We start from the raw sequence: 20,921 nt of genomic DNA, 5'->3' as shown, positions 1-20,921 counted from the left end.
GGTCGCTGAATCGTGGAGAACCTGATTGCGCTGCTGATCGCGGCGCCCCTGCTCGGAGCGGCCGTCCTGCTGTGCGGCGGCAGAAGGCTGGACGCCGTCGGCCACTGGATCGGCACGGTACTGGCCGCTGTCTCCTTCGTGTTCGGTGTCGTCCTCTTCACCGACATGCTGGGGAAGGGCGCCGAGCACCGGACCCTGACGCAGCACCTGTTCAGCTGGGTCCCGGTGGGCGGCTTCCAGGCCGACGTCGCCTTCCGCCTCGACCAGCTGTCGATGACGTTCGTCCTGCTGATCACCGGCGTCGGCTCGCTCATCCACCTGTACTCGGTCGGGTACATGGCGCACGACGAGCGCAGGCGCCGCTTCTTCGGCTATCTGAACCTGTTCCTCGCGGCGATGCTGCTGCTCGTCCTCGCGGACAACTACCTGCTGCTGTACGTCGGCTGGGAGGGCGTCGGTCTCGCCTCGTACCTGCTGATCGGCTTCTGGCAGCACAAGCCCAGCGCGGCGACCGCGGCGAAGAAGGCGTTCCTGGTCAACCGCGTCGGCGACATGGGCCTGTCGATCGCCATCATGCTGATGTTCACGACGTTCGGGACGTTCGCCTTCGGGACGGTCTTCGCTGACGTGGACAGGACGGGCGAGGGCAAGCTCACCGCCATCGGTCTGATGCTGCTGCTCGCCGCGTGCGGCAAGTCGGCGCAGGTGCCGCTGCAGTCCTGGCTCGGGGACGCGATGGAGGGTCCGACCCCGGTCTCGGCCCTCATTCACGCCGCCACCATGGTGACCGCGGGCGTGTACCTGATCGTCCGCTCCGGCGCGATCTTCAATGCCGCCCCCGACGCACAACTGGCCGTCACCGTGGTCGGCGCCGTCACGCTCCTCTTCGGTGCGATCGTCGGTTGCGCGAAGGACGACATCAAGAAGGCACTGGCCGGCTCGACCATGTCGCAGATCGGCTACATGGTGCTCGCCGCCGGCCTCGGCCCCATCGGCTATGTCTTCGCGATCATGCACCTGGTGACGCACGGCTTCTTCAAGGCCGGTCTGTTCCTCGGCGCCGGATCGGTCATGCACGGCATGAACGACGAGGTCGACATGCGCAAGTACGGCGGCCTGAGGAAGTACATGCCGGTCACGTTCGTCACCTTCGGCCTCGGTTACCTCGCCATCATCGGCTTCCCGGGCCTGTCCGGCTTCTTCTCCAAGGACAAGATCATCGAGGCGGCCTTCGCCAAGGGCGGCACCGAGGGCTGGATCCTGGGCGGCGCGGCCCTGCTGGGCGCGGCCATCACGGCGTACTACATGACGCGCGTCATGCTGATGACGTTCTTCGGCGAGGAGCGCTGGCGTCACACCGAGACCCCGTCGCCGGCCGAGCCCAGCGTGGAGCCGGCCGCCGAGACCCGGGGCGAGCACGCGGAACCGCATCCGCACGAGTCGCCCAAGGTCATGACGATCCCGATGATCGTGCTGGCGTTCGGGTCAGTGTTCGCGGGCGGGTTGTTCTCGCTCGGCGACCGCTTCCTGCACTGGCTGGAGCCCGTCACCGGACACGAGGAGGGCCACTCCCCGTTCAGCGCCGGGACGGTCACGGCCGCGACCTTGGTCCTCCTCGTCGTCGGCGCCGGCATCGCCTACGCCCAGTACGGCCGCCGCCCGGTCCCCGCCGTCGCCCCGCGTGGATCGATGCTCACCCGGGCTGCCCGGCGCGACCTGCTCCAGGACGACTTCAACCACGTCGTCCTCGTTCGCGGTGGAGAGCACCTCACGCGCTCCCTGGTCTATGTGGACCACACCTTGGTCGACGGCGTCGTCAACGGCACCGCCGCCTCGGTCGGCGGCCTCTCCGGTCGGCTCCGCCGACTGCAGAACGGCTACGCGCGGTCGTACGCGGTCTCGATGTTCGGCGGTGCGGCGGTACTCGTCGCCCTGACCCTGCTGATGAGGGCGGTCTGATAGCCATGTCCTTTCCTCTGCTGACAGCGACGGCGGTGCTCCCGGCCGTGGGGGCGATCGTCACAGCCGCGGTCCCGGCCGCACAGCGCACGGCGGCCAAGTGGCTGGCGCTGCTCGTCTCGCTCGCCACGCTCGTACTCGCCGCGATGATCGCGGTCCGCTTCGAGCCGGGTGGCTCCCGCTACCAGCTCACCGAATCGCACGCCTGGATCAAGGACTTCGGGGTGCGGTACGAGCTGGGGGTGGACGGCATCGCGGTGGCGCTCATCGCGCTGACCGCGCTGCTGATCCCGTTCGTGATCCTGGCGGGCTGGCACGACGCCGATCCGCTGGAGACCGGAAGCCGCCGCTGGCGGCCGACGCAGGGCTTCTTCGCCCTGATCCTGGCCGTCGAGGCGATGGTGATCCTCTCCTTCGAGGCCACCGACGTCTTCGTCTTCTACATCTTCTTCGAAGCCATGCTCATCCCGATGTACTTCCTCATCGGCGGCTTCGGGGACCGTGCGCACGAGCACGGTGAAAAGGCGGCCTCCACGCAGCGGTCGTACGCCGCCGTGAAGTTCCTCCTCTACAACCTGGTCGGCGGCCTGATCATGCTGGCCGCGGTGATCGGCCTCTATGTGCAGGCGGGCAGCTTCTCGCTCCCGGAGATCGTGCAGGCGCGGGCGAACGGCTCGCTGCACATGGCGACCAGCACCGAACGCTGGCTGTTCCTCGGCTTCTTCTTCGCCTTCGCGGTGAAGGCGCCGCTGTGGCCGCTGCACACCTGGCTGCCCAACGCCATGGGGGAGGCCACCGCCCCGGTCGCCGTGCTGATCACGGCGGTCGTCGACAAGGTGGGTACCTTCGCGATGCTCCGCTTCTGCCTCCAGCTGTTCCCGGAGGCGAGCAAGTGGGCGACGCCCGTCATCCTCGTCCTGGCGCTCATCAGCATCATCTACGGCGCGCTGGTCGCCGTCGGCCAGCGCGACATCAAGCGGCTGGTGGCGTACGCGTCGATCTCGCACTTCGGCTTCATCATCATGGGCATCTTCGCGATGACCAGCCAGGGCCAGTCCGGGGCGACCCTCTACATGGTCAACCACGGGATCTCGACCGCTGCCCTGATGCTGGTGGCGGGCTTCCTGATCTCGCGCCGCGGCTCGCGTCTGATCGCGGACTACGGCGGCGTGCAGAAGGTCGCGCCGGTGCTCGCCGGCACGTTCCTGATCGGCGGTCTGGCGACCCTGTCCCTGCCGGGCCTGGCGCCCTTCGTCAGTGAGTTCCTGGTCCTGGTCGGCACGTTCGCGCGCCACCCGGCGATCGGCATCATCGCCACCTTCGGCATCGTCCTCGCCGCGCTCTACACCCTCGTCCTCTACCAGCGGACGATGACGGGCCCGGTGAAGGCGGAGGTCGCCGAGATGCCGGACCTGCGCGTGCGTGAACTTCTGGTGGTCGCCCCGCTGATCGCGTTGCTGATCTTCCTGGGCGTCTACCCGAAGCCGGTCACCGACATCGTCAACCCGGCGGTCCAGCAGACCATGTCCGACGTACACCAGACCGACCCCAAGCCCGAGGTGGAGGCGGCCAAGTGAGCGCAGCAGCCGTCCACAGCCTGTGGACAACCGCGGCCGACCCGATCTCGAAGATCGACGCGCCGAAGATCGAATACGGACAGTTGTCCCCAACCTTGATCGTCATCGGCGGTGCACTCGCCGGGGTGCTGATCGAGGCGTTCGTCCCGCGCAAGTCGCGTTATTACGCACAGGCGTTCGTATCGGTCGTCGCTCTCGCCGCCGCGTTCGCCGCGGTCGTGGCGCTCGCGGCCGACGGGTACGGCACCACGAAGGCGCACATCGCCGCGATGGGCGCCATCGCGGTCGACGGACCGTCCCTGTTCCTGCAGGGGACGATCCTGCTGACCGGTCTGCTCGGCGTGTTCACCTTCGCCGAGCGGCGCCTGGACCCGGCGGCGCACGGCAACCGGGTCGACTCCTTCGCCGCGCAGGCAGCGTCCGTGCCGGGCAGTGAGAGCGAGAAGGCCGCCGTGAAGGCGGGGTTCACCACGACCGAGGCGTTCCCGCTGCTTCTGTTCGCGGTCGGCGGCATGCTCGTCTTCCCCTCGGCGAACGACCTGCTGACCCTCTTCGTCGCCCTGGAAGTCTTCTCGCTTCCGCTGTATCTGCTGTGCGCCCTGGCCCGCCGCAAGCGGCTCATGTCGCAGGAGGCGGCGGTCAAGTACTTCCTGCTCGGCGCGTTCGCCTCGGCGTTCACGCTGTTCGGCATCGCGCTGCTGTACGGGTACGCGGGCTCGGTCTCGTACGCGACGATCGCCCAGGTCGTCGACGGCACGGTCACGAACATCGACCCGGCGCTCGCGGGCACCATGGGCAACGACGCGCTGCTCCTGATCGGCGCCGCCATGATCGTGATGGGCCTGCTGTTCAAGGTGGCCGCGGTGCCGTTCCACATGTGGACGCCGGACGTGTACCAGGGCGCCCCGACCCCGGTGACCGGCTTCATGGCGGCGGCGACCAAGGTGGCGGCGTTCGGTGCGCTGCTGCGGCTGCTGTACGTCGTCCTGCCGGGCATGCGCTGGGACTGGCGGCCGGTGATGTGGGCGGTCGCGATCGTCACGATGCTGGGCGGCGCGATCGTCGCCATCACCCAGACCGACATCAAGCGTCTGCTCGCCTACTCGTCGATCGCGCACGCGGGCTTCATCCTCGCCGGTGTCATCGCGACGACACGGGACGGCGTGTCCTCGGTCCTCTTCTATCTGGCCGCGTACTCCTTCGTGACGATCGGCGCCTTCGCCGTCGTGACGCTCGTCCGCGACGCCGGCGGAGAGGCGACGCACCTGTCCAAGTGGGCGGGGCTCGGGCGCAGGTCGCCGCTGGTGGCGGCCGTGTTCGCGGTGTTCCTGCTGGCCTTCGCGGGCATTCCGCTGACCTCCGGCTTCGCCGGGAAGTTCGCCGTGTTCAAGGCGGCGGCGGAGGGCGGGGCGGTGCCGCTGGTCGTGATCGGTGTGATCTCGTCGGCGATCGCCGCGTTCTTCTACATCCGCGTGATCGTCCTGATGTTCTTCAGCGAGCCGCATCCCGAAGGCCCCACGGTGGCGGTGCCCTCACCGCTGACGATGACCGCGATCGGGGCGGGCGTGGCGGTCACGGTGGTGCTGGGTGTGGCGCCGCAGTACTTCCTGGACCTGGCGAGTCAGGCGGGGGTGTTCGTGCGCTGACGCACACCGCCCGCAGGGCGACGGCCCGGTGCCCGCTCGGGGGGTGCCGGGCCGTCGTATGTGCGGCTTACTGGTTCGGCGTGCGACGCGTCTTGATCTGGGTGAGGTCCAGGTCCACGGGGAACGGGACCTCCACCTTCATCCGCTCGCGGTAGATCCCCACGCTGGTGTACGTGCCTGTGGTGGGCTCCAACTCGAAGGCGTGCACCGCGGCGCGGCCCTTCTCGTTCTCGACCCGCCAGTAGTGGGCGATCTTGGCCCGGGCGTACTTCATGGGTTTGGTCTCGCGGTCTCGCGAGACGGAGTCCTCCGAGACGACCTCGATGGCCAGGACGACGGCTTCGGCAGGAAACCGGGTTTGCTCCGGGTCCTGCACCACGTCCCCCTGTACCACGACCACGTCAGGTTCGGGCCTGTTCTGGCTGTCGAGATCGATGGTGAACTCGCGGAAGACCTCAAGGTCAGCAGGTGCCAGAGACTGGAGCTGCCACTTGAAAAAGTCGATGGCACGCTCGTGAAAGACGGTCTGCGGACTCACGAAGACGAGGCTCCCGTCGATCAATTCCGTGTGCGGAGGCAGATTCGGAAGCCGGTCCAGGTCGTCGGCGGTCCAGCCGCCCTCCGGCGGGATCGGCCAGCTGGGCGTGGACGCCTTCGGTGCGACGCTCATCAGTGCTCCCATGGGACGGAGTCTCGCCGGTCCATTCAGACTATCCGCCGGAAACGGGCAGGTCTTGCGCGTCAGTGTGAACGACTGCCGTGTCCTTGACCTGGGTCGACAGGAGAGCCTGTGGATAACTCTGGACCTGTCGGCGTGGCCCCCTATCGTGGACGTCGTGGTCGAGGGACGACGTACGGGGGACGGGCGATGGACGGGACGGGTGTGATGACCGAGGCAGGCTTGAGGCCGGCGCCCGGCGGCGGGAGCGAGGCGCAGGCCACGCTGCACCGGGTCTTCGGCTACGAGACCTTCCGCGGCGAGCAGGAAGCGATCATCGAGCATGTGGTGGCCGGCGGCGACGCCGTCGTCCTCATGCCGACCGGCGGCGGCAAGTCGCTCTGCTACCAGATCCCGGCCCTGGTGAGACCGGGGACGGGCGTGGTCGTCTCGCCCCTGATCGCGCTGATGCAGGACCAGGTGGACGCGCTGCGGGCGCTCGGCGTGCGCGCCGGGTTCGTCAACTCCACGCAGGACTTCGACGAGCGGCGCGTGGTGGAGGCGGAGTTCCTGGCCGGCGAGCTGGACCTGCTCTATCTGGCCCCGGAGCGGCTGCGCCTGGAGTCCACCCTCGACCTGCTCTCGCGCGGCAAGATCTCCGTGTTCGCGATCGACGAGGCGCACTGCGTGTCCCAGTGGGGTCACGACTTCCGCCCCGACTACCTGACCCTCTCCCTGTTGGGGGAGCGCTGGCCGGAGGTCCCCCGGATCGCGCTCACGGCGACCGCGACGCACGCGACGCACCAGGAGATCACCCAACGGCTGAACATGCCGGGGGCCCGCCACTTCGTGGCGAGCTTCGACCGGCCCAACATCCAGTACCGGATCATCCCGAAGGCCGACCCGAGGAAGCAGCTGCTCACGTTCCTGCGTGAGGAGCACGCCGGCGAGGCGGGCATCGTGTACTGCCTCTCGCGGAACTCCGTGGAGAAGACGGCGGAGTTCCTGTCCCGCAACGGCATCGAGGCGGTGCCGTACCACGCGGGCCTGGACGCGGGCACTCGGGCGGCGCACCAGTCCCGCTTCCTGCGCGAGGACGGTCTGGTCGTGGTCGCGACGATCGCCTTCGGGATGGGCATCGACAAGCCGGACGTACGGTTCGTCGCGCATCTGGACCTGCCGAAGTCGGTCGAGGGCTACTACCAGGAGACGGGCCGGGCGGGTCGCGACGGGCTGCCGTCCACGGCCTGGATGGCCTACGGGCTCAACGACGTCATACAGCAGCGCAAGCTGATCCAGTCCGGGGAGGGCGACGAGGCGTTCCGTCGCCGGGCCCAGGCGCACCTGGACGCGATGCTGGCGCTGTGCGAGACCGCGCAGTGCCGCCGTGGCCAGCTGCTCGCCTACTTCGGTCAGGACCCGGAGCCGGGCGGCTGCGGCAACTGCGACACCTGCCTGGTGCCGCCCGACACCTGGGACGGGACGATCGCCGCGCAGAAGGTTCTGTCCACGGTGTGGCGGCTGGACCGGGAGCGGCGGCAGAAGTTCGGCGCGGTGCAGATCGTCGACATTCTGCTGGGGCGGCGCACGGCCAAGGTCATCCAGTTCGACCATGACCAGCTGTCCGTGTTCGGTATCGGCGAGGAGTTGACCGAGGGCGAATGGCGGGGTGTCATCCGGCAGTTGCTGGCGCAGAGCCTGCTCGCGGTCGAGGGCGAGTACGGGACGCTGGTGCTGACCGAGGCGAGCGGGGCGGTGCTGCGGCAGGAGCACGAGGTGCCGCTGCGCAAGGAGCTGCCCAAGCCCACGGTCGCGCGGTCCGCCGCACCGAAGGGCGAGCGTTCCCCCAAGGCCGCGGCCGAGCTTCCGCCGGAGCTGCTCCCCGTCTTCGAAGCCCTGCGCTCCTGGCGCGCCGCCCAGGCGAAGGAACAGGGTGTCCCCGCATACGTGATCTTCCACGACGCGACGCTCCGTGAGATCGCTGCGGTCCGCCCGAAGACGGTGGCGGAGCTCGGCACGATCAGCGGGGTGGGAGAGAAGAAGCTCGCCACGTACGGGGAGGGGGTGCTCGGGGTCCTGGCGTCGCTGGACAGTGACTCGGCTTCGGACAAGGTCACCGACCCGGAGTGGCCGCAGCCGGAGGGAGAGCCGGAGCCGGAGCCGGAGGGGGAGCCGGAGCCGGAGGGGGAGCCGGAGCCGGAGGACTGGGTATAGGGGCGGCCAAGAGCGGAGCTTGTCCGGGGTGGTCCCGGTTGCCCAGGGGCAGGTTGTGCAATCCGGCGGCGGCAGGGTTCCTCCCCCAAACTCTTCGAGCACAGGGACTCTCAGTGCCCACCCGTGCCGCCATGCTCAGGTGCTCGGCGCCACCCGGCCCGTTACCTCTCCCAGGCCCACCCGGGTCCCGTCCGGCCCCGGTGCCCATGCCGTCAGCGTCACCACGTCCCCGTCCTCCAGGAACGTCCGCTTGCCGTCCGGGAGTTCGAGCGGATCCCGCCCGTTCCAGGTCAGTTCGAGGAGCGAGCCGCGCTGGTGTTCCGCCGGGCCGCTCACGGTGCCCGAGCCGTACAGGTCGCCCGTTCGCAGGGACGCCCCGTTCACCGTCATGTGTGCCAACTGCTGCGCCGCTGTCCAGTACATCGTCGAGAACGGAGGCTCGGACACCACATGCCCGTTGACCGCCACGGAGATACGCAGGTCGTAGCCCGTAGGTTCCTCCTGTGAGTCGTCCAGGTAGGGCAGCAGCGCGTGCGTGCGCTCCGGCGGCGCCACCCGTGCCTCCTCCAGCGCGTCCAGAGGGGTGATCCACGCCGAGACGGACGTGGCGAACGACTTGCCGAGGAACGGTCCGAGCGGCACATATTCCCAGGCCTGGATGTCCCGCGCCGACCAGTCGTTGAGCAGGCAGAGACCGAACACATGGTCGCGGAAGGCCGACAGCGGGACCGGCCGACCCAACTCCGACGGCACGCCCACCACGAATCCCACCTCCGCCTCGATGTCCAGACGGACGGAGGGCCCGAAGACCGGCTCCGGGTCCGTGGGTGCCTTGCGCTGACCCTGCGGACGTACGACGTCGGTGCCCGACACCACCACCGTGCCTGACCTGCCGTGGTAGCCGATCGGCAGGTGCTTCCAGTTGGGGGTCAGGGAGTCCGCCGCGTCCGGGCGGAAAATCTGCCCGACATTGCGGGCGTGGTTCTCGGAGGCATAGAAGTCGACGTAGTCCGCGACCTCGAAGGGCAGGTGCAGGGTCACCTCGGACAGCGGGTGCAGGAGGGGCTCGACGGTCTCCCGGTGGGCGGGCACCGTCACCCACGCGGTCAGCGCCCGGCGCACGTCCGACCAGGCGGTGCGGCCGGCGGCCAGCAGCGGGCCCAGGAACGGCCGTGCCAGCAGGGAGGCGTACGGGGAGCCGAGCGCCCGCGCCGCCGCGCCCGCGTCGAGCACGTGGTCGCCCAGGCGGACGCCGACACTCCGCTCGTCGGAACCGGTGGGCGAGAACACCCCATAGGGGAGGTTGTGCGGGCCGAAGGGGTCGCCCTCGGGGACGTCGAAGGGGGGCATCGGATGCTGCCTCTCTTTCGTGCGCTTCAGATGTGCCGTGCATGGGAGCGTGTTCCATGTGGTCGCCGCACACGTTACGGGCCAGTTGCCTGTCTGGGCAGTGTCTAAAGAGTTCGCAATGTCCGAATAGACCTTGTCGGAGGGGCTAATTCCGGCTTAGCGTCCTTTAGGGACACGGACGGGGTGGGTCCGGTCCATAGGGGGGACACGTGGGGGGACCCGTGGCCAGGAGCACCGGCAGCGTGCCGTTCGACGCGGACCGCGACGTACCGGGGCTCATCGTGAAATTCGGCGACTATCCGCTGCACCACGGCGGGGTGGGCGCCATCCGCAGCCTGGGCCGGCTCGGAGTACCGATGTATGCGATCACCGAGGACCGTTACACGCCGGCCGCGGTCTCCCGCTATCTGCGGCGCGCCTTCCCGTGGCCGACCACCGGGACGGAGGAACCGGAGCGGCTCGTGGAGGGCTTGCTGCGCATCGGCCGCCGCATCGGCCGGCCCACCGTCCTCGTCCCCACCGACGAGGAGGCCGCGGTCCTGATCGCGGAGCACCAGGACATCCTGGGCGGTCCCTTCCTTTTCCCGAAGGTGGACGCCAAGCTCCCGCGCCGCCTCGCCAGCAAGCAGGGTCTGCACGAACTGTGCGTGGAACACGGCATCCCCAGCCCGGCGGCCGCCTTCCCGCAGTCGTACGACGACATCGTCGCCTTCGCAGAGAAGGCGCGCTTCCCGCTGGTGGCCAAGAATCGCGAGGCCTTCGTACGGCGCAAGCAGCCCGCCGTGAACGGGACGACGAAGATCGCCACCCGCGCGGGCCTGCTGACGCTGGCCCGCGACTGGGGCGAACACCCCGGAGTGATCCTCCAGGAGTACCTGCCGCGGCAGGACGCCGAGGACTGGATCGTGCACGCGTACTTCGACCAGGACTCGACCCCGCTCGCCATGTTCACCGGTGTCAAGGTGCGCTCGTGGCCGCCGCACGCGGGCATGACGGCCAATGCGTACGTCGTGGACAATCCGGAACTCGCCGACCTCGCCGCGCGTTTCATCAAACAGGTCGGCTTCACCGGAATCGTCGACCTCGACCTGCGCTTCGACCGCCGCGACGGTCAGTACAAACTGCTCGACTTCAACCCGCGCATGGGCGCCCAGTTCCGGCTCTTCGAGAACGAGTCGGGGGTGGACGTCGTCCGCGCCATGCACCTGGATCTGACCGGCCGCGCCGTCCCGGAGGGGGAACAGTGCGCCGGCCACCGCTACATCGTGGAGAACATCGACCTGGCCGCCCTGTTCGCCTACCGTCGCAGCGGCTATACGACGCCGCACGCGCCGGCCCGCGCGAGCGGTACGGAACTCGCCTGGCTCGCGGGTGACGACCTGCGGCCGTTCTTCACGATGCTCGCGCGCTTCGTGCGGCCGGGCGCGAAGCACCTGTATCAGCTGTGGCGCACCAACCGCCGCGGCAGCATCACGAGTCCGGGCAGGTAACCCGGCTCGGCAGCTCCACCACGAAGTAGGCACGTAGCGTCCTGGGAGGGACTTCGTGATTCAACCGGTAGCAGTCATCGGTGCCGGGCCGTTCGGCCTGTCCACCGCCGCCCATCTGCGGGCGCGCGGTATCCCGGTGCGCGTCTTCGGCGAGCCGATGGTGAGCTGGCGCGACCACATGCCGCAGGGCATGCTCCTGAAGTCCACCCCGGCCGCCTCGAACATCGACGCCCCGCAGCGCGGCCACACCCTGGTCGACTACTGCGACGCGGCGGGCATCCCCCGGCTGGTGACGGACGAGGACATCGTCCCGGTCGAGACGTTCATCGCATATGGGGAGTGGTTCCAGCAGAAGCTGGTGCCCGACCTGGAGCAGGTCCGGGTCGTCTCCGTGGACCGCCGTGGGGGCGCCGGCTTCGAGCTGAAGCTGGACTCGGGCGAGTTGTTCGCCGCCCGGGCGGTCGTGGTGGCGACCGGACTGTCGGGCCTCGCCCATCTGCCGCCCGAGCTGGCGGGAGCGGCGGCGGACGGACCCACGCCCACGGGCCCGGTCTCCCACAGTTCCCAGCACCACGACCTGACCCGGTTCTCCGGCAAGGAGCTGCTGGTCATCGGCGCGGGACAGTCGGCTCTGGAGACGGCGGCGCTGGCGGCCGAGGCGGGCGCCCGCGTATGCGTGGTCTCACGGGGCCGGGGCAAGGTCGATTTCGGCGCACCCCCGTGGAACCAGCCGAAGCTGCGCCCCGAATCGCCCTTCGGCCGCGCCTGGTCGCTGTGGGCGCTGAGCTACTACCCGCACCCGTACCGCTTCCTGCCGGCCCAGACGCGCCACTACCTGGTCCGCCGCGTCCTCGGCCCGCTCGGCGCGTGGTGGCTGAAGGACCGGTTCGACGGCAAGGTGGAGGTGCGCGAGGTCGCCGGTATCGTCGGTGCCTCCGTACCCGACGGCAGCCCGGTCCTGGCGGTACGGACCCACGGGGGCCGCACGCAGGACCTGACCGCGGACCATGTCATCGCCGCCACGGGCTACCGCGTGGACATCGCCGCCATGGACTTCCTGGGCCACGAACTGCGCACGGAACTGGCGGTGAGCCGGGGCACGCCGAAGCTCGGCGCGGGATATGTGTCCTCCGTCCCGGGTCTGTACTTCACGGGCCTCCCGGCGGCGGCCTCGTACGGACCGGTGATGCGCTTCGTGTGCGGCACGGAGTTCGCGTCCCCGCGGCTGGCCAAGCACCTGGCGGCGGCACACGGCTGAGCCGGAGCGAGTGCGGGGGCGACACAGCGCGCCCCCGCCACCCGGTCCGTGTGCCCGGGGTCAGAAGTCGCTCCGCATCACCACCCGCCGGAGCGTGGGCCTCATCACCTGGTCTGTGTCCGATGGAGACGCTGGAGGAACACCTCGCCGAGGGCCGGACATACGAGGTCGGGGTTGTCGTCGACGCGCCCGTCGAGGCGGTCGCCCGATGGCTGCCGCGCAGCCTGGGCAGGTCCGAGGCGATCGACGCGGGCACCACGCGCCGTGTCGCCACCACCGACGAACCGGAGTGGTACGCCGAGCAACCCACCGCGATCAAAGCGCAGTTACGTGTCGTCCGGTCACGCGAACTCCGGGAGGCCGCCCGCATGGCTGGGGCGCCGCCTGCTGGAGGCCGGCGCCTGACGCGGACGGCACTGGAGCCGGCCGAGGGTGCGGGGCTCAACAGTGGGCGGGAAAGCGATGTCGGGCCGGTGCGGCCGTTTGCCGAAACCCGTGGTGCGACGCAGGCTCCGTGCGCCTTCCGGTGCGCACGGGATACCGGACGTCGTCCGGTTCACGCTGGACCGCTGGGGCGTTTCCATCCGTATTCTCTGATCATGGCCGCACCCCTCGCATACTCACTCATCGCCACTGACCTGGACGGAACGCTGCTGCGTGGTGACGACACGCTCTCCGACCGGTCAAGGGCCGCGCTGGCGCGGGCCGGTGCGGCCGGCGCACAGCACCTCGTGGTGACGGGGCGCCCGGCGCCCCGGGTGCGGCCGCTGCTCGACGACCTCGGCGGCAGGGGGCTCGCGGTGTGCGGCCAGGGCGCGCAGGTGTACGACGCCGGCGCGGACCGGCTGCTGTTCTCCGTCACTCTGGACCGGGAGTTGGCCGAGACCGCGCTCGGCAAGATCGAGGCCGAGGTGGGACAGGTGTACGCGGCCGTCGACCAGGACGGGGTGCACGGGCTCACACTCATCGAGCCCGGCTACCTGATGCCGCACCCCACACTGCCCGCGGTGCGGGTCCGGCGGCGGGACGACCTGTGGTGCGAGCCCATCAGCAAGGTCCTGCTGCGCCACCACGCCCTGTCCGACGACGAGTTGGCGACGGCGGCCCGTGGCGCGGTCGGCTCCCTGGCGACGGTCACCATGTCGGGGCCTGGCACCGTCGAACTCCAGCCATGCGGCATCACCAAGGCGACGGGGCTCGCGTTGGCCGCGGAATTCCTGGGCCTGAGCCCGTCGGAGACCGTCGCCTTCGGGGACATGCCCAACGACATCCCCATGTTCGAATGGGCGGCGCACGGCGTCGCCATGGCCAACGCCCACCCTGAACTCAAGGCGGTCGCCGACGAGATCACCACGTCGAACGAGGACGACGGCATCGCCGTCGTCCTCGAGCGAATGTTCCCGGGACGGTAGCCCTCAGTCGAGAGTCCTCAGTCGAGAGTCCGTAAGCCGAAGGGCCGGCCGGGAGCTCTCAGTCGAGAGTTCCCGGCCGACGGGGCCCCGTCGGGCACATCTCAGTACGCGCTGTTGACGTTGTCGATCGAGCCGTACCGGTGGGCGGCGTAGTTGCACGCGGCCGTGATGTTCGCGACCGGGTCGTACGGGTCGAAGGCCGTGCCCGGCACGTGGTAAGCCCGGAAGGTCGGGTCGATGACCTGGAGGAGCCCCTTGGACGGGATGCCCTTCTGGGCGTTCGAGTCCCAGAGGTTGATGGCACGCGGGTTGCCCGAGGACTCGCGCATCACGTTGCGGTAGATGCCGTTGTACGAGCCGGGGATCCCGTGCTGCCGCATGATCACCAGCGACTGGCGGATCCAGCTGTCGAGGCTGCCGGCGCGGGACGTCACGCTGGTGGCCTTGGTCGTCGTGGCCGTGGGGGTGGCGGCCGAAGCGCCGGTCGCACCCAGGATCGGGAGGGCGAGAACGGCGGCTCCGGTCCCCGCGACAGCGAGGGCACGGGTGATGCGGCCGGCCTTGGAGCGGCGGTCCCGACGGCGTGCGGGCAGGGCGAAAGCGGACATGTGGCATTCCTCTCCGTCGCCTGCGAGGTGAGCTGTCGGGTTCGGGCGGGGAGGTGCCCGGCCGTGTCCTCGGTGTCGAGGCACGGCTTCACCCCAAGCCGTTCCGGCGTGGTGTCCGGTTCGGCGACTTACCTGGGTCCCCCGCTCCTGCCGTGCTGGGTCGATGGGTTGTCGAGCGGCGGCAGGATTCGGCGTTCCGCTCGGGTCGAAGGGAAGGTATGCGAGAGCACATGTCGGGAACAAGCTCGGAATTCACACTCCGACCCAATTGACCCTGACGTCAGGGAATAGGGGAGATGATCAATTTTGTTGAGGGGGGTTCAACTTGCCCTTTGCAAAGGGGGCGTTGATGACTCGCCCCGAGTGCCTCTCCTGGCGGGCGCGTGACCCATTTCACTTCGCCCTTACTTGGATCACAATTGGCAATTAAGGTAAATCGGGCATCAATTCGGACAAAATGGACAGGGGTGTGAGTGGAGTCCGCCTGCTCGAGACTTGGACATTGCGCTATCCATGGTGCAAATAGGCAGTCGGGTGGCGCCGCCGTCTATCCCGCCGTGCGGGAGATCCGCCCCTCCCACGTCCGGTGGAACACCACCTCGTAGCCGTCCTTGCAGACGACCTCGTTCCAGGTGACGAAGTCCGCCGCGGTGCAGGTGATCTCGGAGTGGGTCTCCACCCTTGCGTCCCATCCCCGCTCCGGACGGTGCAGCCGGACCGACCAGTCGCAGCGGGTACGCGCGGTCAGCGGGCCCGAGTCCTCGATGGTGTACGCCTCCAGCGCGTCCTCGGTGACTTCGAGGCCGTCGGGGTACACACGGGTGCCGTTGTGGCGCGGGTCGACCACCAGGAGCCACTCGCCCCTCGCGACGTCCCGCACCACCAGGCGCTCCGGGCGGGGTTCGTCGAGCGTGGCAGCGTCGCTGACGCCGAGTGGCTCCGACTGCTCCGGCTCCCCGAAGGTGATGTCCGGCCCCGACTCCCGGGACCGCACCGGTAGTTCGAGCGAGCTGCCCGCCGGGTCCAGCGTGAAGCCGGCCTCCGAACCCGGCTGGGGCCACAGCCATGGCCAGTACGCGGAGGAGACGGCGAGGCGGATGCGGTGCCCGGGCGGGAAGGCGTGGCCGATCCCGCTCAGCTCGAACACCACGTCCTCCGTCGCCCCGGGAATCCAGGGAGCCGCCCGGTCGGGGCCGCGGCGTGTCAACAGGTTCAGGGCCCCTCGGCTGACCAGCGTCGACGACCCGTCGGGCGCCACGTCGCAGAGGCGGGCGACCACTTGACCGCGCGGCACGGGACAGGTCAGCCGCAGCCGCACCCTCGGCCGCCCCAGTACCCAGGTCTCCTCGGCCGCCTCGAACTCGAAGCACACCGACCTCGCGTCCTCCTCGCGCTGGTCGGGAGGCAGGCCGGCTTCGTCGCCGCGGGCGACGAAGCCGCCCGCGTCGAGGCCGGTGTGCATCGGGGACCGGACGGGTACGGGCGCACCCCGGAGCGTGTACGAGACCCGGGTGACGTTCGGTGACGGCCAGGACGGCTCGCCGACCCAGCGGCCCGGAAGCACGTCGTACCTCGTCGCCGGAGGGTGCGGGGTGCTGATGTACGCCCGCAGCGACGGCTCCGCCATGACCCCCGTGTCCTTGTCCTTGAGCCAGTGGTCCCACCAGCGGAGCGTCTCCTGGAGGAAGCCGATCGCCGGGCCCGGCAGACCGTGGTCCGGGTACTGGTGTGCCCACGGCCCGATCAGACCGCGGACGCGATCGGCCGGAAGGTGCTCCACGAGCCCGAGCACGGTGTCCCGGTACGGGTCGTGCCAGCCGCCCACCGCGAGCACGGCCGCCCGGAGCGCGCCGTGGTCCTCCCGGATGTCGCCGTGTCGCCGGTGGTCGTCCCACGCCGGGTGGGCCGGCCAGGCGTGGACGAGCGGGTCCAGCGCCTCCAGGCGCCTGGCCCAGACGTCCCGCCACACCGTGCCCACGTGCGCCGGGTCCGGCGGACGGGCCACGAGAGCGAGCAGCGCCGCCGCCCGGGCGGGCAGGCCGGCGGCGAGGGCGGAAGCGCCCAGGTGGGGCACGTCGTTGTCCCAGCCGTCATCCGTGGCGCAGACCGCGACGACCGCCCTGAGCGGCTCGGGCGCGAGGGCCGCGACCCGAAGGGAGGCGAGGCCGCCCCGGCCGATGCCGAACATGCCCACCCGTCCGTCGCACCAGGGCTGTGCCGCCAGCCACTCGACGACCTCGACTCCGTCGGACGGCGCGGTTGCCGAGTACGCGTCGGCCGGCAGGCCGTCGGAATTGCCGTGTCCGCGCGCGTCCACGCGCACGGAGACGTAACCGTGGCCCGCGTACCAGGGGTGCCGCTGCCAGTCGCGGGGCGCGGTCGAGTCGCCGAGGCGGCAGGGGAGGTACTCGAGGAGGGCCGGGACGGGCTCCCCGGTCAGCGGACGCCACGCGCGCGCGTACAGACGCATGCCGTCCTGGAGCGGGATCCAGAAGTCGCCGTGAGTCGTCTCGTGGGGGAAGGACGTACGGATGTGCATGCGCGTGACCTCCGACTCCTCGACGGCGTCCGTAGTGGACCGGTGTGTCGCGGCGGACGCGGGAAGCGAGGACCGGTGCCCCTGTCTGCGCCCGGCCGGGTGACGGCGGCCGGTGCGTACGGCCGGGGACATGCGTACGGCCTGGGGACACACGTCCCGATGGGATGCGTCCGGCGGGGTACGCGGAAGGACATCAGGGGCCGGTACCGGCTGCGAGAGGCGCTTTTCCGTTATGTCGATGAATGTCTGTTCGTATCGCCTGATCAAGAACATACCGTTCGTGATCCGATACCGCCCGGCCTGGAACAGTGGGCGCTCGCTGTGATCGAAACCCGACCGGATACGCTGACTTGAGTGATGGCGGCGACAGATCGACAAACTCGATGAGCCACGTCGACAGGCAACGCCATCGACCAAGTGACCGTCCTTGAGACCGACCGTGTGATCGTCAGCAGACGTCGCAGACAGGAGACCCCACGTGACCGTCGTCGGGCCGTTCGGGCTGAGCGTGCGGGACCAGGCTCTGGAGGCCGATGTCCAGGCCGGATTGGCCGCTGTCGAGGAAGGGTTGCTCGACGCCACCAAGAGCGAGGTGCCCTTCATCACGGAGGCCGCGCAGCATCTCGTGCGCGCGGGCGGCAAGCGGTTCCGGCCGTTGCTCGTGATGCTCGCGGCGCAGTTCGGCGATCCTTACGCGCCCGGGGTCGTGCCCTCGGCCGTGGTCGTGGAGCTGACCCATCTCGCCACGCTGTACCACGACGACGTGATGGACGAGGCCGAGGTGCGGCGCGGGGTGGACAGCGCGAACACCCGCTGGGGCAACTCGGTCGCGGTCCTCACCGGTGACTTCCTGTTCGCGAGGGCGTCGCACATCCTGGCCGACCTCGGCCCGGAGGCGGTGCGCATCCAGGCCGAGGCGTTCGAGCGGCTGGTCACCGGCCAGATCCTGGAGACGGCCGGCCCCCGGGACGGCCGTGATCCGGTGGAGCACTACCTCGACGTCCTTGGCGGCAAGACGGGCTCGCTGGTGGCGGTGGCGTGCCGCTTCGGCGCGATGATGTCGGGTGCCGACGAGACGGTCGTGGACGTTCTGACGCAGTACGGCGAGCGGTTGGGTGTGGCGTTCCAGCTTGCCGACGACGTCCTGGACATCGCCTCGGACTCGCGCGAGTCCGGGAAGACGCCCGGCACGGATCTGCGCGAAGGCATCCCCACCCTGCCGGTCCTGCGCCTGCGCGAGCGCGCGGAACGCCTGGGGCTGTCCGAGGACGTCACCCTGTGCGAGCTCCTGGACTCGGACCTCACGGACGACGCCCGCCACGCCGAGGCCCTGGCCCGGCTGCGTGTCCACCCGGCGCTGGAGCAGGCCCGCCGCGACACGGTCCGCTATGCGGAGGACGCCCGCTCGGCCCTGGCTCCGCTGCCGGAGTGCGGCGCGAAGACGGCCCTCGTGGAAATGTGCGATGCGGTGGTGCACCGGGCCGGCTGACGCCGCCCCGCCGTCCACAGCTGCCTCCTGTGACACGCCTGGCACATTCGTAACAGTTCTGTCATGCACATTCATGAAGCGTGAGACAGGTCACATTATAGGATTGAGTCCAGGCTTGGATCGGGTCCGTATCCATGCCCAGAAGCTGACGCAGGGGGCGTCAGCTCGGATACGGGGAGATTTCCGATCATGCGTACTGACGCTACGTTCACGAAGCGCCGCACCAGCCTGATCTTCACGGGTGTCGCCGTGGCCACCGTGGCCGGTGTGGCCGCCGCGGTCATCCCGGCCTTCGCCGTCGGCCAGGGCGCAGCACGGCACTGACCACGCCGGGCACGCCGACCAGACCCAGAGCGGCACCCTCGTCGGCACCGGCACCGGCACCGGCACCGGCACCGGCTCCGGCGGCACCATCCTGGTCGCGAGCCTCCGAGGCGCCAACGAGGTGCCCGTCGCCGGCGGTCCCGCCGTCGGCGACAAGGACGGCGCTGCCCCGGAATTCGTCAAGGTCAAGGGCAACACGGTCTCCGTCGCCATCACCTGGCGCGGCATCGACCGGCCCACCCTGCTCCACATCCACCAGGGCGCCAAGGGAGTCAACGGCGGAGTCAAGATCGACTTCAGTAAGCTGCTGAAGAAGGGCATCAAGCGCCACACCGTCGTCGGCAGCGTGAAGGTCGCGGACGCCGCGCTGCTGTCGCAGCTCAAGAGCGACCCCGGCGCTTTCTATGCCAACCTGCACACCGCCGAGTTCCCCGGCGGGGCCGTCCGCGGCCAGCTCCGCAACGTCACCACCGCCTTCGACTTCCGCCACGCCCTGGACAACTTCCAGGCCTCGGTGGTCAGGGGCAAGCAGATCTACGAGTGCAAGCCGGCCGCCGGCGGCTACGCCTTCACCCGGCGCGATGTCGCCGCACTGCTCGGCGGCAACATCCGGCACTCTTTCGTGAAGCCCGACTCCGATATGCCGCAGTGGGTCGCTCCCGACCGCAGTGCCGTCACCGGCGCGGTCCTGACGAAGACCCCGAACGGCGACACCAACATCCCCGAACTCGACCTCAAGGCCACCCAGTCCGGTAGGCATCACGGCCTGCTCGCGGACACTGCCGAGATACTGCGCCTGAACACGGTCGGCGGCGTCGCGCCGACCGGTTCCTGCACCCCCGGGACCGTCGTGGGCGTCCCGTACCAGGCCGACTACGTCTTCGTGCAGCACTGATTCGCGGGTTCCGCAACTCGACGGTCCCTGAGAGCGGCGCCTCCCCCGACCCCTACGGGTCGGGGGAGGCGCCGCCCCGCCATGTCATACCCCAGGATTACGCGGAGTTGAGCCCGCGGGCTGACGCTTCTCCCCGGCCGATTTGGTCAGATTGAAGACACCACCTCACAGGAGTTCGGGTGAGAATGGCGGCGTAGGGGTGGACGCTTGCACGGACGACAGCCGCCGCCGACGACGGAGGTAAGGCACACATGGCACCGTACGAATCCGACGACAGCAAACCCGCCGGGGAGGTCGAGGAAGTACGCGACGGGCGGCGCACGGCCGCGCGGTACGTCGTCCCGGTGGCGGTGGTGGGAGTGGCCGCGGCGACCATCGGGCTGGTCCCGGCGTTCGCGGGATCCGGCGACCCCGACCTGCCGAAGATCAGCGCACAGCAGCTCATCGAGAAGATCGCCAAGTCGGACGTCCAGCAGCTGTCCGGCACGGTGAAGATCAGCACGGACCTCGGCCTGCCCGACCTGGGCGGTCTGGAGAGCAGCCTCACCTCGGGGGCGCTCTCCCAGGGGGCGGCGGGCAAGGACGGCTCGGCCGCCGCCCCGAGCGCCAAGCTGCTCGAACTGGCTTCCGGAACGCACACCGTACGCGTCGCCACGGACGGCCAGGACAAGCAGAAGCTCTCGCTCATCGAGAAGGCCGCAGAATACAGCGTCATCCGCAACGGCGACGACGTGTGGGCCTACGACAGCGCGTCCAACCAGGCGTACCACTCGACGGGCGCGGGCGACCACAAGGGCGAGAAGGCCACGCCCGAGGACGTACCGGCCACGCCGAAGGACTTCGCCGAGGAGGCCCTGAAGGCCGCCGACACGACGACGTCCGTGACGGTCGACGGCACGGCCCAGGTCGCGGGCCGGGACGCCTACAAGCTGCTCATCAAGCCGAAGCAGTCGGGCACCACGGTCGGCGCGATCAGCATCGCGGTGGACGCGAAGACCGGGCTGCCGCTGAAGTTCACGCTTACTCCGGCGACAGGCGGCGCGGCCGTCGTGGACGCGGGCTTCACCGAGGTCTCGTTCGCCAAGCCGGCCGCGTCGACATTCGACTTCACGCCGCCCAAGGGTACGAAGGTCACCCAGGGCGACGACCTGAAGGCGGAGCAGAAGGCGCAGCCCGAGGGCACGGGGAAGGCGCGGCCCAAGGACATGGAGAAGGCAGCCCAGGGCCCCGAGCCGAAGACCATCGGCGAGGGCTGGAACACGATCGTCGTGGCCGACACCGGCAGCGAGGGCGGAGTGCCCTCGGGCTCGTCGTCCGACGGCAGCGCGATCTCCGGCTTCATGAACTCGCTGGGCGACCACGTCAAGGGCAAGTTCGGTTCGGGCACTGTCTTTTCGACCCGCCTGGTCAACGCCCTGATCACGGACGACGGCAAGGTGTACGCGGGCGCGGTCACCAAGGACGCGCTGGTGAAGGCGGCGAACGCGGGCAAGTAGCCCCTG

At 69.7% G+C, this 20,921-nt stretch carries 15 protein-coding genes and 1 riboswitch; of the genes, 11 read left to right on the top strand and 4 right to left on the bottom strand.

All coding sequences use genetic code 11. The features are described 5' to 3' along the window. Positions 1-12: 12 nt before the first annotated feature. From nuoL to nuoN, 3 genes are read left to right on the top strand one after another with little or no spacing between them, the layout of a single operon-like run. Positions 13-1,959: an NADH-quinone oxidoreductase subunit L gene (gene nuoL / locus ACZ3TS_RS16880; RefSeq protein WP_467618435.1), complete on the top strand. Its 1,947-nt coding sequence runs from the start codon at positions 13-15 to the stop codon at positions 1,957-1,959. A 5-nt stretch (positions 1,960-1,964) separates the two neighbouring features. After that, positions 1,965-3,536 (top strand): NADH-quinone oxidoreductase subunit M, encoded by a 1,572-nt coding sequence (locus ACZ3TS_RS16875; RefSeq protein WP_467618434.1) that lies wholly within the window; start codon positions 1,965-1,967, stop codon positions 3,534-3,536. Then, a complete protein-coding gene (gene nuoN, locus ACZ3TS_RS16870; protein ID WP_467618432.1) occupies positions 3,533-5,182 on the top strand; it encodes an NADH-quinone oxidoreductase subunit NuoN in 1,650 nt (549 codons plus the stop codon). The genes ACZ3TS_RS16875 and nuoN overlap by 4 nt, the downstream gene beginning before the upstream one ends. A 67-nt stretch (positions 5,183-5,249) precedes the next feature. Here nuoN and ACZ3TS_RS16865 read toward each other — a convergent pair whose 3' ends face one another. Continuing rightward, the gene (locus ACZ3TS_RS16865; protein WP_467618430.1) at positions 5,250-5,852 is read right to left on the bottom strand and encodes a Uma2 family endonuclease; all 603 of its coding nucleotides are present in this window, start codon (positions 5,850-5,852) and stop codon (positions 5,250-5,252) included. A gap of 216 nt (positions 5,853-6,068) precedes the next feature. Between ACZ3TS_RS16865 and recQ the strand changes: the two genes are divergently transcribed. Then, positions 6,069-8,054 (top strand): DNA helicase RecQ, encoded by a 1,986-nt coding sequence (gene recQ, locus ACZ3TS_RS16860; RefSeq protein ID WP_467618428.1) that lies wholly within the window; start codon positions 6,069-6,071, stop codon positions 8,052-8,054. 135 nt (positions 8,055-8,189) lie between these two features. Here recQ and fahA read toward each other — a convergent pair whose 3' ends face one another. Beyond that, positions 8,190-9,404 (bottom strand): fumarylacetoacetase, encoded by a 1,215-nt coding sequence (gene fahA, locus ACZ3TS_RS16855; protein ID WP_467618426.1) that lies wholly within the window; start codon positions 9,402-9,404, stop codon positions 8,190-8,192. A gap of 221 nt (positions 9,405-9,625) precedes the next feature. On the opposite strand from fahA, the gene ACZ3TS_RS16850 reads away from it, so the two are divergent. The 3 genes from ACZ3TS_RS16850 (at position 9,626) to ACZ3TS_RS16840 (ending at position 13,564) form a co-directional block, all read left to right on the top strand. Next, complete coding sequence (locus ACZ3TS_RS16850; RefSeq protein ID WP_467618423.1) at positions 9,626-10,894, top strand: carboxylate--amine ligase; 1,269 nt, start codon at positions 9,626-9,628, stop codon at positions 10,892-10,894. Positions 10,895-10,949: 55 nt separating this feature from the next. Further along, on the top strand, positions 10,950-12,152 hold the full coding sequence (locus tag ACZ3TS_RS16845; protein WP_467618421.1) for an FAD-dependent oxidoreductase: 1,203 nt from the start codon (positions 10,950-10,952) through the stop codon (positions 12,150-12,152). Positions 12,153-12,751: 599 nt separating this feature from the next. Further along, positions 12,752-13,564, top strand: coding sequence for an HAD family hydrolase (locus ACZ3TS_RS16840; protein WP_467618420.1), 813 nt, complete (start codon positions 12,752-12,754; stop codon positions 13,562-13,564). Between the two features lie 101 nt (positions 13,565-13,665). Here ACZ3TS_RS16840 and ACZ3TS_RS16835 read toward each other — a convergent pair whose 3' ends face one another. Next, positions 13,666-14,172, bottom strand: a complete 507-nt coding sequence (locus ACZ3TS_RS16835) for a transglycosylase SLT domain-containing protein (protein ID WP_467618418.1) — start codon at positions 14,170-14,172, stop codon at positions 13,666-13,668. A gap of 4 nt (positions 14,173-14,176) precedes the next feature. Further along, a riboswitch (cyclic di-AMP (ydaO/yuaA leader) is annotated at positions 14,177-14,376 on the bottom strand. A gap of 343 nt (positions 14,377-14,719) precedes the next feature. Next, the gene (locus tag ACZ3TS_RS16830) at positions 14,720-16,711 is read right to left on the bottom strand and encodes a CocE/NonD family hydrolase (RefSeq protein WP_467618417.1); all 1,992 of its coding nucleotides are present in this window, start codon (positions 16,709-16,711) and stop codon (positions 14,720-14,722) included. 478 nt (positions 16,712-17,189) lie between these two features. Here ACZ3TS_RS16830 and ACZ3TS_RS16825 point away from each other — a divergent pair, with 478 nt between their 5' ends. From ACZ3TS_RS16825 to ACZ3TS_RS16810, 4 genes are all read left to right on the top strand, one after another. Continuing rightward, positions 17,190-18,200 carry a polyprenyl synthetase family protein gene (locus ACZ3TS_RS16825; protein ID WP_467618414.1) on the top strand — a complete coding sequence of 337 codons (1,011 nt, stop codon included), beginning with the start codon at positions 17,190-17,192 and terminating at the stop codon, positions 18,198-18,200. Positions 18,201-18,389: 189 nt separating this feature from the next. Beyond that, positions 18,390-18,524 carry a hypothetical protein gene (locus ACZ3TS_RS16820; RefSeq protein WP_467618412.1) on the top strand — a complete coding sequence of 45 codons (135 nt, stop codon included), beginning with the start codon at positions 18,390-18,392 and terminating at the stop codon, positions 18,522-18,524. Continuing rightward, positions 18,466-19,419: a CHRD domain-containing protein gene (locus ACZ3TS_RS16815; RefSeq protein WP_467618410.1), complete on the top strand. Its 954-nt coding sequence runs from the start codon at positions 18,466-18,468 to the stop codon at positions 19,417-19,419. The genes ACZ3TS_RS16820 and ACZ3TS_RS16815 overlap by 59 nt, the downstream gene beginning before the upstream one ends. Before the next feature lie 251 nt (positions 19,420-19,670). After that, positions 19,671-20,915 carry a LolA family protein gene (locus ACZ3TS_RS16810; protein WP_467618408.1) on the top strand — a complete coding sequence of 415 codons (1,245 nt, stop codon included), beginning with the start codon at positions 19,671-19,673 and terminating at the stop codon, positions 20,913-20,915. The last annotated feature ends 6 nt before the right edge of the window (positions 20,916-20,921 follow it).

It is taken from the genome of Streptomyces sp. NPDC022910 (genome assembly GCF_055561075.1).
The sequence above is the reverse complement of the archived record's forward strand: the minus strand, read 5'-3'. Positions and strand labels throughout refer to the sequence as shown.

Excerpts from the sequence above, each read along its gene's own strand:
- ACZ3TS_RS16840 (WP_467618420.1), top strand. The coding sequence starts at position 12,752 with ATGGCCGCACCCCTCGCATACTCACTCATCGCCACTGACCTGGACGGA.
- ACZ3TS_RS16830 (WP_467618417.1), bottom strand. The coding sequence starts at position 16,711 with ATGCACATCCGTACGTCCTTCCCCCACGAGACGACTCACGGCGACTTC.
- recQ (WP_467618428.1), top strand. The coding sequence starts at position 6,069 with ATGACCGAGGCAGGCTTGAGGCCGGCGCCCGGCGGCGGGAGCGAGGCG.
- ACZ3TS_RS16820 (WP_467618412.1), top strand. The coding sequence starts at position 18,390 with ATGCGTACTGACGCTACGTTCACGAAGCGCCGCACCAGCCTGATCTTC.
- fahA (WP_467618426.1), bottom strand. The coding sequence starts at position 9,404 with ATGCCCCCCTTCGACGTCCCCGAGGGCGACCCCTTCGGCCCGCACAAC.
- ACZ3TS_RS16865 (WP_467618430.1), bottom strand. The coding sequence starts at position 5,852 with ATGAGCGTCGCACCGAAGGCGTCCACGCCCAGCTGGCCGATCCCGCCG.
- ACZ3TS_RS16835 (WP_467618418.1), bottom strand. The coding sequence starts at position 14,172 with ATGTCCGCTTTCGCCCTGCCCGCACGCCGTCGGGACCGCCGCTCCAAG.
- ACZ3TS_RS16875 (WP_467618434.1), top strand. The coding sequence starts at position 1,965 with ATGTCCTTTCCTCTGCTGACAGCGACGGCGGTGCTCCCGGCCGTGGGG.
- ACZ3TS_RS16810 (WP_467618408.1), top strand. The coding sequence starts at position 19,671 with ATGGCACCGTACGAATCCGACGACAGCAAACCCGCCGGGGAGGTCGAG.